At 63.0% G+C, this 12,444-nt stretch carries 11 protein-coding genes and 5 tRNA genes; 13 read left to right on the forward strand and 3 right to left on the reverse strand.

The genetic code is table 11. The features are described from left to right. Positions 1 to 140: 140 nt before the first annotated feature. Genes G4D77_RS18695 through G4D77_RS18705 form a run of 3 tightly spaced genes read right to left on the reverse strand, consistent with a single transcriptional unit; the run spans position 141 to position 6,051 of the window. Complete coding sequence (locus G4D77_RS18695) at positions 141 to 1,595, reverse strand: efflux transporter outer membrane subunit (RefSeq protein ID WP_154833254.1); 1,455 nt, start codon at positions 1,593 to 1,595, stop codon at positions 141 to 143. Beyond that, positions 1,588 to 4,743, reverse strand: a complete 3,156-nt coding sequence (locus G4D77_RS18700) for an efflux RND transporter permease subunit (protein ID WP_016448486.1) — start codon at positions 4,741 to 4,743, stop codon at positions 1,588 to 1,590. The genes G4D77_RS18695 and G4D77_RS18700 overlap by 8 nt, the downstream gene beginning before the upstream one ends. A gap of 15 nt (positions 4,744 to 4,758) precedes the next feature. Next, on the reverse strand, positions 4,759 to 6,051 hold the full coding sequence (locus G4D77_RS18705; RefSeq protein WP_016448485.1) for an efflux RND transporter periplasmic adaptor subunit: 1,293 nt from the start codon (positions 6,049 to 6,051) through the stop codon (positions 4,759 to 4,761). A 192-nt stretch (positions 6,052 to 6,243) separates the two neighbouring features. Here G4D77_RS18705 and G4D77_RS18710 point away from each other — a divergent pair, with 192 nt between their 5' ends. The 13 genes from G4D77_RS18710 to rplL all read left to right on the forward strand — a co-directional run bounded on the left by G4D77_RS18710 (position 6,244) and on the right by rplL (position 12,308). Continuing rightward, the gene (locus tag G4D77_RS18710; protein WP_026061988.1) at positions 6,244 to 6,882 is read left to right on the forward strand and encodes a TetR family transcriptional regulator; all 639 of its coding nucleotides are present in this window, start codon (positions 6,244 to 6,246) and stop codon (positions 6,880 to 6,882) included. A gap of 82 nt (positions 6,883 to 6,964) precedes the next feature. Continuing rightward, positions 6,965 to 7,040, forward strand: a tRNA-Arg gene (locus G4D77_RS18715). Between the two features lie 90 nt (positions 7,041 to 7,130). Beyond that, a tRNA-Tyr gene (locus tag G4D77_RS18720) sits at positions 7,131 to 7,216 on the forward strand. A 55-nt stretch (positions 7,217 to 7,271) separates the two neighbouring features. After that, positions 7,272 to 7,345: transfer RNA gene (locus G4D77_RS18725), tRNA-Gly, on the forward strand. 43 nt (positions 7,346 to 7,388) lie between these two features. After that, positions 7,389 to 7,463, forward strand: a tRNA-Thr gene (locus G4D77_RS18730). 78 nt (positions 7,464 to 7,541) lie between these two features. After that, positions 7,542 to 8,732: an elongation factor Tu gene (tuf, locus tag G4D77_RS18735; RefSeq protein WP_016448514.1), complete on the forward strand. Its 1,191-nt coding sequence runs from the start codon at positions 7,542 to 7,544 to the stop codon at positions 8,730 to 8,732. Between the two features lie 9 nt (positions 8,733 to 8,741). Further along, positions 8,742 to 8,817 (forward strand) — tRNA-Trp (locus G4D77_RS18740). 86 nt (positions 8,818 to 8,903) lie between these two features. Next, positions 8,904 to 9,287, forward strand: a complete 384-nt coding sequence (secE, locus tag G4D77_RS18745) for a preprotein translocase subunit SecE (RefSeq protein ID WP_012202436.1) — start codon at positions 8,904 to 8,906, stop codon at positions 9,285 to 9,287. Further along, positions 9,287 to 9,871, forward strand: a complete 585-nt coding sequence (gene nusG / locus G4D77_RS18750) for a transcription termination/antitermination protein NusG (protein ID WP_016450388.1) — start codon at positions 9,287 to 9,289, stop codon at positions 9,869 to 9,871. Before secE ends, nusG begins: the two co-directional genes overlap by 1 nt. A gap of 140 nt (positions 9,872 to 10,011) precedes the next feature. After that, complete coding sequence (gene rplK / locus G4D77_RS18755) at positions 10,012 to 10,443, forward strand: 50S ribosomal protein L11 (RefSeq protein WP_012202438.1); 432 nt, start codon at positions 10,012 to 10,014, stop codon at positions 10,441 to 10,443. Beyond that, positions 10,444 to 11,139: a 50S ribosomal protein L1 gene (gene rplA / locus G4D77_RS18760; RefSeq protein WP_016450389.1), complete on the forward strand. Its 696-nt coding sequence runs from the start codon at positions 10,444 to 10,446 to the stop codon at positions 11,137 to 11,139. It abuts the gene before it with no gap. A gap of 226 nt (positions 11,140 to 11,365) precedes the next feature. Next, a complete protein-coding gene (rplJ, locus tag G4D77_RS18765; RefSeq protein WP_016450390.1) occupies positions 11,366 to 11,893 on the forward strand; it encodes a 50S ribosomal protein L10 in 528 nt (175 codons plus the stop codon). A gap of 37 nt (positions 11,894 to 11,930) precedes the next feature. Next, on the forward strand, positions 11,931 to 12,308 hold the full coding sequence (gene rplL, locus G4D77_RS18770) for a 50S ribosomal protein L7/L12 (RefSeq protein ID WP_012202441.1): 378 nt from the start codon (positions 11,931 to 11,933) through the stop codon (positions 12,306 to 12,308). Positions 12,309 to 12,444 lie beyond the last annotated feature (136 nt).

The following is a 12,444-nucleotide window of genomic DNA, read 5'->3' on the forward strand; positions in this document are numbered from 1 at the left end:
GCGCGCAGACCCGGGTTGACCTGGGACGCACATATGCCATGAGATGGATCAAGCAATTGGCAAATGCTTGCCGCACTGAATGACAAAGAGGCGTTCACCTTGCGGTGAACGCCTCTTTGCGGTTGGCGCGGCAGATGCGGTTATTGCTGCGTGGGAGTTCGCGTGGTTGCAGCCGCTGTCGCCGTCCTGTCGGTCCAGCCGCCGCCCAGAGCCTTGTACAGCTCGATCTGATTGAGCAGTTGCGCCAGGCGCACGCTCACGGTGGATTGCTCCAGCGCGAACAGGGTGCGCTGTGCGTCCAGCAGGTCCAGGTAGCTGGCCACGCCGTTGCTGTAGCGCAGGTCGGACAGCTTCAGGCGTGCCTGCTCGGCTTCGAGCTGGGCGCGCTGGGCCATGATCTGGTCACGCAGCGTGCCTTGGCTGTCCAGTGCGTCGGAGACTTCGCGGAAGGCGCTCTGGATGGACTTCTCGTACTGCGCAATGGCGACTTCGCGATCGACCTTGGCCGCAGCCAGATTGGCCGAATTGCGGCCCGCATCGAAGATGGGCAGCAGGGCCGAGGGCGCCAGGGTGAAACCCCAGCTGCCGCTCTTGAACAGGCCCGACAGCTCGTTGCTGGCCGTGCCGAACTGCCCGGTCAGCGTGATGCGCGGGAAGAAGGCCGCACGCGCCGCGCCGATGTTGGCATTGGCGCTGATCAGTTGCTGCTCGGCCTGGCGGATGTCGGGGCGCTGCGTGAGCAGGTCAGACGGCAGGCCGGCCGGCACTGCAGGCAGGTCGGCCGTGTCGCGCAGGCCCTGGCTGGAGCCCAGGCTGGCGACCACGTCCGCAGGCAGCGCCTGGCCCAGCAGCAGCACCAGGGCGTTCTCGTCCAGGGCACGCTGGCGCTGCTGCTGCGCCAGGGTGGCGCGCGCAGCTTCGGTCAGCGAGACGGCCTGGCGGTAGTCCAGCTCGGAGGCCACGCCCGTGTCGAAGCGCAGCTTGGTCAGCTTGATCGACTCTTCGCGGGTCTGCAGCGTGTCGCGCGAGATCTTCAGCAACTGCTCGTCGGCCAGCAGCGTGTACCAGCCGCTGGCCACGGCGGCCACCAGGCTGGTCTGCGCGGCGTGACGCGCTTCCTCGGTGGCCAGGTACTGGGCCAGGGCCGCTTCCTTCAGGCTGCCGATGCGCCCGAAGAAGTCCAGCTCCCAGGAGGTCACGGCCAGGCCGACCTGGTAGCTGTTGACGTACTTGGTGCCGGAGCCCGTGGTATTCGGGGCGCGGCTGGCGTTGACGCCTGCACCGACCGTCGGGAACTGGTCGGCGCGCGTGATCCGGTACTGCGCCTGGGCGCGCTCGATATTGAGCGCGGCCACGCGCAGGTCGCGGTTGTTGTCCAGCGCGGTGCGCACCAGTTGCTGCAGGCGTGCGTCCTGGAAGAAATCCTGCCAGGGCAGCTGTGCGGCAGCCGTTCCGCCTTCTGCCGCAGCAGTGGCGTTCGCGCGGGTGTATTGGGCCGCGACCGGAGCGGCAGGGCGCTCGTAGGTGGGGATGAGCGAGCATCCCGCCAGGAGCACGGCGGTGGCGATGGCCACCGGGGTACTGCGATTAATCATGGCTCAAGGCCTCCTTGCCGGCCGGTGTGGACGGCGGGTTGTGCGTTTTGATCTTGCCCTTGAATAGCTTGCGCACCACGACGAAGAAGGTGGGCACGAACAGCACGGCCAGCACGGTGCCGGTGATCATGCCGCCGAGCACGCCGGTGCCGATGGCACGCTGGCTGGCGGAGCTGGCGCCGGAGGCGATCACCAGAGGCACCACGCCCAGGCCGAAGGCCAGCGAGGTCATGATGATGGGCCGGAACCGCAGGTGCGCGGCTTCCAGCGCGGCCTCGATCAGGCCCTTGCCTTCGGCCTGCAGGTCCTTGGCGAACTCCACGATCAGGATGGCGTTCTTTGCCGACAGGCCGATCACCGTCACCAGTCCGATCTGGAAGTACACGTCGTTGGAATAGTTGCGCAGCAAGGTGGCAAGCACCACGCCCAGCAGACCCAGCGGCACGACCAGAATCACCGACAGCGGAATCGACCAGCTCTCGTACAGAGCGGCCAGGCACAGGAACACGGCCAGGATGGCGAAGGCGTACAGGAAGATGGCTTGCGAGCCCGCCAGCTTTTCCTCACGCGACTGGCCGGTCCACTCGAAGCCGAAGCCTTCGGGCAGCTTGGCAGCCAGCTTTTCCATCTCGTCCATGGCATCGCCCGAGCTGAAGCCCGGAGCAGCCGAGCCTTCGATGCGCACGGCCGGGTAGCCGTTGTAGCGCACCGTCTGCTGCGCGCCCTTGACCCACTTGGTGGTCGCGAACGTGGACAGCGGCACCGGATCGCCCTTGGCATTGCGCGCGTTCAGGCGCAGCAGATCGTCGGGCTGCATGCGGGCCGGAGCGTCGGCCTGCACGATCACGCGCTGCAGACGACCCTGGTTGGGGAAGTCATTGACGTAGGACGAGCCCAGTGCCGTGGACAGCGCCGCATTGATCGAGGTGAAGTCCACGCCCAGTGCGTTGGCCTTGTCGCGGTCGATCTCAATGCGCAGCTGCGGCGCGTCTTCCAGGCCGTCGGGACGCACGCCGGCCAGCACCTTGCTCTGCCCGGCCATGCCCAGCAGCATGTTGCGCGCATTGATCAGCGCATCGTGGCCGTGGCCGGCACGGTCCTGCAGGCGGAACGAGAAGCCCACGGCATTGCCCAGTTCGGGAATGGGCGGCGGGTTCACGGCGAACACGAAGGCGTCGCGTATGCCCGCCGTCATGCCCATGATGCGGCCCGTCATGGCATCCACCGTGGAGTCCGCTCCCTTGCGTTCGGACCAGTCCTTGAGCGGCACGAAGGCGAGGGCGGCGTTCTGGCCCTGGCCGGAGAAGCTGAAGCCCAGCACGCTGACCATGTTGGCCACTTCGGGCTGCGGCAGCACGGCCTCCTCGACCTGCTTCATGACTTCCAGCGTGCGCTCCTTGGCAGCGCCAGGAGGCAGTTGCACGTTGACGATGAAGTAGCCCTGGTCCTCGGTCGGCAGGAATGAGGTCGGCAGGCCACGGAACACCACCACGGCACCGGCGATCACGGCCAGGTACACGCCGATCATCAGCACCGAGCGCTTGAGCAGGCGGGCCACCCAGCCTTCATAGGACTTGGCCGAGCGTGCGAACGTGCGGTTGAACCAGCCGAAGAAGCCTTTCTTCTCGTGGTTGTGGCCGGCCTCCACGGGCTTGAGCAGGGTTGCGCACAGAGCCGGTGTCAGCGTCAGCGCCATGAAGGCCGAGAAGCTGATGGAGGCGACCATCACGATGGAGAACTGCCGGTAGATATTGCCGGTGGACCCCGCGAAGAAAGCCAGCGGTATGAACACCGCGATCAGCACCAGCGTAATGCCCACGATGGCGCCCGAGATCTGGCCCATGGCCTTGATCGCGGCCTCGCGCGGCGGCAGGCCTTCCTCGCTCATGATGCGCTCGACGTTCTCCACGACCACGATGGCGTCGTCCACCACGATGCCGATGACCAGCACCATGCCGAACATGGCCAGCACGTTGATCGAGAAGCCCACGGCCTGCATGACCGCGAAGGTGCCCAGCAGTGCAATGGGCACCACGATGGTCGGGATCAGCGTGTAGCGCCAGTTCTGCAGGAACAGGTACATCACCAGGAACACCAGCACGATGGCTTCCAGCAGCGTGTGGGCCACCTTCTCGATGGAGATGCTCACGAATTTGGAGCTGTCGTAGGGAATGGAGTAATTCACGCCCTTGGGGAAGAACTTCTTCAGTTCCTCCATGCGTGCATGCACGGCCTTGGCCGTGGCCAGCGCATTGCCGCTGGGCGTCAGCTGCACGCCGATACCCACCGCATCCTTGCCGTTCAGGCGTGCGGAGGTCGCGTAGGCCTGGCCGCCGATCTCGATGGTGGCCACGTCCTTGAGTCGCACGGTGGAGCCATCGGCATTGGCGCGCAGCACGATGTTCTCGAACTGGCTGATCGAAGACAGCTGGCCCATCACCGTCACCGTGGCGGCGATCTTCTGGCCCGTGATGTTGGGCAGGTCGCCGATGGCGCCGCTGGCCACCTGGGCGTTCTGGCTGCGGATGGCGGCTGTCACGTCCTCGGCCGAGAGCTTGTAGCCCTGCAGCTTGGCGGGATCGAACCAGATGCGCATCGCCTTTTCCGTGCCGAACAGCTGTGCCTGGCCCACGCCTGCCACACGCTGGATTTCGGGAACGATGTTGCGCGAGGCATAGTCGCCCAGGGCCACCGTGTCATAGGCCTTGGCGTCCTCGGACGACAGCATGATGAACAGCAGGAAGTTGGACGACGCCTTGTCCACGCGAACGCCCTGCTGCGTCACCGAAGCAGGCAGGCGCGGCGTGGCGCGCGAGAGGCGGTTTTGCACGTCCACCTGCGCCAGGTCCACGTTGGTGCCGGCCTCGAAGCTGATGGTGATGCTGCCCGTGCCGTCGGCCTGGGCCACAGACTCCATGTAGACCAGACCGGGCGAGCCGTTCATCTCGCGCTCGATCACGGACAGCACGCTGTCTTCGAGCACCTTCGCGGACGCGCCTGGATAGGCCGTGTTGATGACGATGGCCGGAGGAGCCACCTTGGGATATTGAGCGATCGGGAGCTTGGTCAGCGCGATACCACCGAGGACGATGATGAACAGCGCGACGACCCATGCAAAGATCGGTCTGTCGATAAAGAACTTGGCCATTGCTGAGCCCCTTGATTACTTCTTGTCTGCCTGGTCCGCAGGCTTGGCATCGGCTGCGGCTTGCGGGGCTGGCGCTGCCGTGCCGGCCGGCTTCTGGGCGCCTGCGGCCTCGGGCTGCCACGGTACGGGCTTGACCGGCGTGCCGGGTGGCAGCATCTGCAGCTTCTGGAAGCCGTCGACCATCACCTTCTCGCCCGCCTGCAGGCCTTCGCTGACCAGCCACTGGTTGTTCTGGGCCGTGGTCACCTTCACTTGGCGCTTGGTGATCTTGCCGTCGTCGCTGACCACGCTCACGGTGTCGCCGGTCTCGGTGCGCGTCACCGCCTGCTGGGGCACGGCAATGGCGTTGGACGCCTGGGCCTGCTCCATGCGCACGCGCACATACATGCCGGGCAGCAGCAATCCCTTGGGATTGGGCACCTCGGCACGCAGCGTGACCTGGCCGGTGGAGCTGTCCACGGTCAGGTCGGTGAACAGCAGCTTGCCCTTGAGTTCGTAGGCCGTGCCATCGTCCAGGCGCACCTCGACGCTGGCGGCTTCGGCGCCATCGGCCTTCTTGAGCTTGCCCTGCTCCATCGCGCGGCGCAGCCGGAAGGCTTCGCTGGACGACTGGGTGAAATTCACATAGACCGGATTGATCTGCTGGACCACGGCCAGCGGGGTCGCCTCGCCCTGGCCGACCAGCGCGCCTTCGGTCACCAGAGACTGGCCGATGCGGCCAGAAATGGGGGCGGTGACGCTGGTATAGCCAAGATTGATCTCGGCGGTCCGCACGGAGGCCTTGCCGGCCGCGACGTCAGCCTGGGCCTGCTTGTAGGCAGCCTCTGCATTGACGAAGTCCTGCTTGCTGATCGCGTTGGCGGCAACCAGCGGGCGGTAGCGTTCCAGTTGCGCCAGTGCCTGGGCCTGGTTGGCCTCGGCACGGGCCTGCGTGGCCTTGGCACTTTGCAGCGTCGCCTGGTAGGGCGCCGGATCGATGCGGTACAGCACCTGGCCGGCCTTCACGTCGCTGCCTTCCTTGAACAGGCGCTCCTGCACGATGCCGGCGCTGCGGGCCCGGATCTGGGCCACGCGGCGCGCGTCCACGCGGCCGGGCAACTCGGTCACAAGTCCCACATCGGCGGGGGTGGCCACCACCACACCTACAGGGACGGCGGGCATCTGCTGCTGTGCGGCAGCTTGTTCTTCGGGCTTTTTCCCGCAGGCGGCCATGGCCATTGCGGCGGTGACGGCCAGGGCCACGGTGGTGAGGCGCAGACTGTTGTAAGGGGACGGAGCGGCTGACACATTGCTGCGTGTGCTGGGCATGATGGGTCCTTGTGCTGAATCAAATAACGATGTTGACGTTCCGGTCAGCGCTATCCGGAACGCCCGTGTCCACGGGCAAGTCGCGGATTATACATACATACATGAATGTATAATGACCGCAGTTGCTGCAAGGCGGCGCGAAGCATGGCGTAGCGTGGCATGGCCGGGCTCAACGATGGAAGGAAATACATCTTGGCACGACGAACGAAAGAAGATGCGTTTGCAACGCGCAACAGTCTGCTGGACGCTGCGGAGCAAGTGTTCTACGAGCAGGGTGTCGCCCGGGCCTCGCTCAACGAGATTGCCCAGCGAGCCGGCGCCACGCGCGGTGCGGTCTACTGGCATTTCAAGGACAAGCTGGATCTCTTCTATGCCATGCTGGATCGCGTCACGCTCCCGCTGGAGCAGGCCGCTCAGGGCGACTGCGAAGATGACTCCGAATGCGATGCGCTGGAATATGTGCGGCGCCTGATGGCGGTGGTCTTCGGGCGCATTGCGGATGACGACAGCACGCGGCGCGTCTTCGAGATCCTGTTGCTCAAGGTGGAGTACGTGGGCGAACTCATGCCGGTGCAGGAGCGCAATCGTGCGGCACTGGACTCCTTTTCGTCCCGGCTGGAGCTGGCGCTGTGTGCCGCCGCCGAAAGCCATGCGGTCACCATGCCCATGTCGGCGCACCAGGCATCGATCGCACTGTGCGCCATGTTTGACGGGCTGCTGCAGAGCTGGCTGCTGGGGCGGGCTTTCGATCTCAAGCAAGTGGGTGCCCAGGCGGTGGATGTCTGCCTGCGCGGGCTGGGCTTCACGGTTTCGGAGGCTCCTGCCCAATGAGCGGGTGGGGCCGCGGGGCTTGTACGCGGTAGTGCAAAGTCATGCGACAATCATCGGCTTGTGCAGGGCAGCGATGCCTTGAGCGGCTGTAGCTCAGTGGATAGAGTATTGGCCTCCGAAGCCAAGGGTCGTGGGTTCGATCCCCGCCAGCCGCGCCACATTTTTCTTGGATCGCCCCGGTGGCCTGAGAAAAAAATGCACTGAATTTTTTCAGACGAAAAAAACGGTGCTAGAATTCAAATCTCTTCGGAGGGGTGCCCGAGTGGCTAAAGGGGGCAGACTGTAAATCTGTTGGCTTACGCCTACACTGGTTCGAATCCAGTCCCCTCCACCAGTAATGGTGAAGAAGAGAAGTCATCTGAAAAGGTGGCAGCGTGCAGTCAATCTGTGCGGGAGTAGTTCAATGGTAGAACCCTAGCCTTCCAAGCTAATGACGCGGGTTCGATTCCCGTCTCCCGCTCCAGTTTGCAAGCAAAGTTTTTTGAGGTTGCTTCGGCGGCTTCAAGGCCCATGTGGCTCAGTGGTAGAGCACTCCCTTGGTAAGGGAGAGGTCGGCAGTTCGATCCTGCCCATGGGCACCATTCTCTCTGGTGCGCTCGCTAGATGGGGTTGCGCCAAATCCTGTTGTAGTGATTTAGATTTTTTTCGGAGTCGGAAAAATGGCTAAAGAAAAATTCGAGCGTACCAAGCCCCACGTCAACGTGGGCACCATCGGTCACGTGGACCACGGCAAGACGACCCTGACGGCTGCCATCGCCACCGTTCTGTCCAAGAAGTTCGGCGGCGAAGCCAAGGCTTACGACCAGATCGACGCAGCACCTGAAGAAAAGGCCCGCGGCATCACGATCAACACCGCCCACGTCGAGTACGAAACGGCCAACCGCCACTACGCTCACGTTGACTGCCCCGGCCACGCCGACTACGTCAAGAACATGATCACCGGCGCTGCTCAGATGGACGGCGCTATCCTGGTGTGCTCGGCCGCTGACGGCCCGATGCCCCAGACCCGCGAGCACATCCTGCTGGCTCGTCAGGTGGGCGTGCCCTACATCATCGTGTTCCTGAACAAGTGCGACATGGTGGACGACGAAGAGCTGCTGGAGCTGGTCGAAATGGAAGTGCGCGAGCTGCTGGCCAAGTACGACTTCCCCGGCGACGACACCCCCATCATCCGCGGCTCGGCCAAGCTGGCCCTGGAAGGTGACGCAAGCGACAAGGGCGAGCCCGCCATCCTGCGTCTGGCTGAAGCCCTGGACACCTACATCCCCACGCCCGAGCGCGCTGTGGACGGTGCCTTCGCAATGCCCGTGGAAGACGTGTTCTCGATCTCCGGCCGTGGCACCGTGGTGACCGGTCGCGTTGAGCGCGGCATCATCAAGGTCGGCGAAGAAATCGAAATCGTCGGTATCCGCGACACCCAGAAGACCATCGTCACCGGCGTGGAAATGTTCCGCAAGCTGCTGGACCAAGGCCAGGCTGGCGACAACGTGGGCCTGCTGCTGCGCGGCACCAAGCGTGAAGACGTGGAACGCGGCCAAGTGCTGTGCAAGCCCGGCTCCATCAAGCCCCACACCCACTTCACGGCTGAGGTGTACGTGCTGTCCAAGGACGAAGGTGGTCGCCACACTCCGTTCTTCAACAACTACCGTCCCCAGTTCTATTTCCGCACGACCGACGTGACCGGCTCCATCGAGCTGCCCGCCGACAAGGAAATGGTGATGCCTGGCGATAACGTGTCGATCACCGTCAAGCTGATCGCCCCCATCGCCATGGAAGAAGGTCTGCGCTTCGCTATCCGCGAAGGCGGCCGTACCGTGGGCGCTGGCGTGGTTGCCAAGATCATTGCCTAATTGATTCGTAGGGGTATAGCTCAATTGGCAGAGCGTCGGTCTCCAAAACCGAAGGTTGTAGGTTCGATTCCTACTGCCCCTGCCACCTGATGGTGGAATCGCAACGAGCCCGCCCCAAAGCGGGCTTCGGTGTCTTGGCGTTGCGCAAAAAATGCGCATTAGAAATGGATTATGGCCACTACTCAGGTTGAAACGGTCAGCTCCGGAGCTGACAAAGCCAAGCTTGCCGCAGTCGCGGCTTTAGTCGTTGCTGCGATCGCAGGTTTCTATCTGCTGAGCAAGCAAGGTCCCATCGTTCAGTGGTTGGTGCTGCTGGTCGGTCTGGCTGCGGCTGCTGGCACGTTCCTTGTTTCCGAGCCCGGAAAGCGTTTCGTCAGCTTTGCGCAGGATGCCTGGCGCGAAGTCAAGAAGGTCGTCTGGCCGACGCGCAAGGAGACCATGCAGATGACCTTGTACGTCTTCGGCTTTGTGGTCATCATGGCCTTGTTCCTGTGGTTCACGGACAAGACGCTGGAGTGGGTCCTGTATGACCTGATTTTGGGCTGGAGGAAGTAATGGATGCTGTCGAAACAGGTGTGAACGACGGAGGGGCAACGCCTGCCAATCCGGATCTGCGCTGGTACATCGTCCATGCCTACTCCGGCATGGAAAAGGCCGTGGAGCGCAACATCATCGAGCGCATCGCGCGTTCGGACATGCAGTCCAAGTTCGGTCGCATCCTGGTTCCCACCGAGGAAGTGGTGGAGATGAAGAACGGCCAGCGCCGTACCACCGAACGCCGCTTGTTCCCTGGCTACGTGTTCGTCGAGATGGTCATGGACGACGATACCTGGCACCTGGTCAAGCACACCAGCAAGGTGACGGGTTTCGTGGGTGGTGCCAAGAACCGCCCCGCACCGATCTCCGAAGAGGAAGTGCGCAAGATCGTCAGCCAGATGCAGGAAGGCACGGACAAGCCGCGCCACAAGATCGAATTCATGCCCGGCGAACTGGTGCGTGTCAAGGAAGGCCCCTTCACGGACTTCAATGGCTCGGTCGAAGAGGTCAACTACGAAAAGAGCCGCCTGCGCGTCTCGGTGATGATCTTCGGTCGCTCCACGCCGGTCGAGCTTGAATTTGCCCAGGTTGAAAAAACCTGAGTTACCGCTTACAATCTCTGGCTCTGCATTTTTAGGCTCGGTGCAGGGCGTGTCAGCAAGAGTCTTTTAACCCCCGGGGAGCTGCCGGCTGCAACTATTGTTGGTTGGGCCGGCGGCGCTATACCCGCAAGGAGCATTCAATGGCGAAGAAAATCGTCGGCTTCATCAAGCTGCAAGTGCCAGCTGGTAAGGCTAATCCCTCTCCTCCGATCGGTCCTGCGCTGGGTCAGCGCGGCCTCAACATCATGGAATTCTGCAAGGCGTTCAACGCCCAGACCCAAGGTGTCGAGCCCGGCCTGCCCCTGCCCGTGGTCATCACGGCCTTTGCCGACAAGAGCTTCACCTTCATCATCAAGACGCCTCCGGCGACTGTGCTGATCAAGAAGGCCATCAAGCTGGACAAGGGCTCCTCCAACCCCCTGAAGAACAAGGTCGGCAAGATCACCCGCGCTCAGCTGGAAGAGATCGCCAACACCAAGCTGAAGGACATGAACGCTGCTGACGTCGACGCCGCCGTGCGTACGCTGGCTGGTTCGGCCCGTTCGATGGGCGTGATTGTGGAGGGCGTGTAAATGGCCAAGTTGACCAAGAAGCAAAAGGCTCTCCAGGGCAAGGTGGAGTCCACCAAGCTGTACGCTTTCGCCGACGCCGTGGCGCTGGTGAAGGAAGCCGCCACCGCCAAGTTCGATGAATCCATCGACGTGGCCGTGCAATTGGGCGTGGACGCCAAGAAGTCTGACCAAGTGGTTCGTGGCGCCGTCGTGCTGCCCCACGGCACTGGCAAGACCGCCCGCGTGGCCGTGTTCGCCCAAGGCGCCAAGGCTGAAGAAGCCAAGGCTGCTGGCGCCGACGTGGTCGGCATGGACGACCTGGCTGCCCGCGTGAAGGCTGGCGACATGCCATTCGACGTGGTCATCGCTGCCCCCGACGCCATGCGCGTCGTCGGTACGCTGGGTCAGATCCTGGGCCCGCGCGGCCTGATGCCCAACCCCAAGGTGGGTACGGTGACTCCCGATGTGGCCACGGCCGTGAAGAACGCCAAGGCTGGTCAGGTGCAATACCGCGTCGACAAGGCCGGCATCATCCACGCCACCATCGGCCGCCGCTCGTTCGACAACGAGAAGCTGCAAGGCAACCTGGCTGCGCTGATCGACGCCCTGAACAAGTCCAAGCCCGCCTCGAGCAAGGGCCTGTACCTGCGCAAGGTGGCTGTTTCGTCGACCATGGGTGTGGGCGTTCGCGTCGACACGCAAACCATCTCGGCCTGATAGCCAAGAAATCTTGAGGCGGCTTGCGGGCTGCCTCAGTGGTGGGCCGGCGCAGCGATGCGCCGGGTCATCCAAGACCGTTGGTGTGCCTTGCGGCACTTAAACCTCAGGGGCCAACGCAGATGGCGATCCCGCTGCAGATGGATGCATTTCCAAAACAGTTGGTCGCTGCAACAAGAGCGCGCATGAGGGGCCTGCCCCGAGTGTGCATTTGAAGGAGTAGACCTTGAGTCTTAATCGCAGTGAGAAAGAAGCGGTCATCAATGAAGTGACCAGCCTCGCCGCAAAAGCTCAAACGCTTGTGATCGCGGAATACCGCGGCATCACGGTCGCCGACATGACCAAACTGCGCGTTGACGCCCGCAGCAAGGGTGTGAGCCTGAGCGTGTTGAAGAACACGCTGGCCCGCCGTGCTGTGGCTGGCAGCCAGTTCGACGTTGTCGCCGACCAGATGACCGGCCCTCTGATCTATGGCTTCTCTGAAGACGCAGTGGCTGCCGCCAAGGTGGTGGCCGACTTCGCGAAAACCAACGACAAGCTGGTGATCCGCGGTGGTGCGTTTGCAGGCAAGGCCCTGGACGTGAACGGTGTGAAGCAACTGGCGAACATCCCCTCGAAGGAAGTTCTGCTGGCACAACTGTGTGGCTTGCTGATGTCGCCTATCTCGCGTACGGCCGTTGTGCTGGGCGCCCTGGCGGCAAAGAAGAGCGAAGGCTCTGCCGAAGAACCGGCAGCCGAAGCAGTCGCAGCCTGAGCGCGCGGCAGTTAACCAATATTGTTAGGAAATCAAAATGGCATTCGATAAAGACGCATTTCTGACCGCGCTCGACGGCATGACGGTCCTGGAACTCAATGACCTGGTGAAGGCCATTGAAGAGAAGTTCGGCGTGAGCGCTGCCGCCATGGCCGCTCCCGCTGCTGGTGGCGCTGCTGGCGGCGCTGCTGCTGCAGAAGAAAAGACCGAGTTCAACGTTGTGCTGACCGAAGCCGGCGCGAACAAGGTTTCCGTCATCAAGGCCGTGCGTGAAATCACCGGCCTGGGTCTGAAGGAAGCCAAGGACCTGGTCGACGGCGCTCCCAAGAACGTCAAGGAAGGCGTTGCCAAGGCTGACGCTGAAGCCGCTGTGAAGAAGCTGGTGGAAGCCGGTGCCAAGGCTGAACTGAAGTAATTCAGTCCCCTCAAGGGCTGGAGGCTCCGAAAAAGGGCCTCCAGCCTTTGGCGCTTGTGGAGAGCGTATCCATAGAGCACACTAGAAAGCGGTCTGGAGCAGCCTGTTTTCTAGTGTCTTCTGACAACCCGACAGC

Source organism: Delftia sp. WY8, from assembly GCF_018437695.1.
GTDB classification, from domain to species: Bacteria; Pseudomonadota; Gammaproteobacteria; order Burkholderiales; family Burkholderiaceae_C; genus Comamonas; species Comamonas tsuruhatensis.

Coding starts and splice junctions, on each gene's coding strand:
- G4D77_RS18695 (WP_154833254.1), bottom strand. CDS start 1,595: ATGATTAATCGCAGTACCCCGGTGGCCATCGCCACCGCCGTGCTCCTG.
- G4D77_RS18700 (WP_016448486.1), bottom strand. CDS start 4,743: ATGGCCAAGTTCTTTATCGACAGACCGATCTTTGCATGGGTCGTCGCG.
- G4D77_RS18705 (WP_016448485.1), bottom strand. CDS start 6,051: ATGCCCAGCACACGCAGCAATGTGTCAGCCGCTCCGTCCCCTTACAAC.
- tuf (WP_016448514.1), top strand. CDS start 7,542: ATGGCTAAAGAAAAATTCGAGCGTACCAAGCCCCACGTCAACGTGGGC.
- secE (WP_012202436.1), top strand. CDS start 8,904: ATGGCCACTACTCAGGTTGAAACGGTCAGCTCCGGAGCTGACAAAGCC.
- nusG (WP_016450388.1), top strand. CDS start 9,287: ATGGATGCTGTCGAAACAGGTGTGAACGACGGAGGGGCAACGCCTGCC.
- rplK (WP_012202438.1), top strand. CDS start 10,012: ATGGCGAAGAAAATCGTCGGCTTCATCAAGCTGCAAGTGCCAGCTGGT.
- rplA (WP_016450389.1), top strand. CDS start 10,444: ATGGCCAAGTTGACCAAGAAGCAAAAGGCTCTCCAGGGCAAGGTGGAG.
- rplL (WP_012202441.1), top strand. CDS start 11,931: ATGGCATTCGATAAAGACGCATTTCTGACCGCGCTCGACGGCATGACG.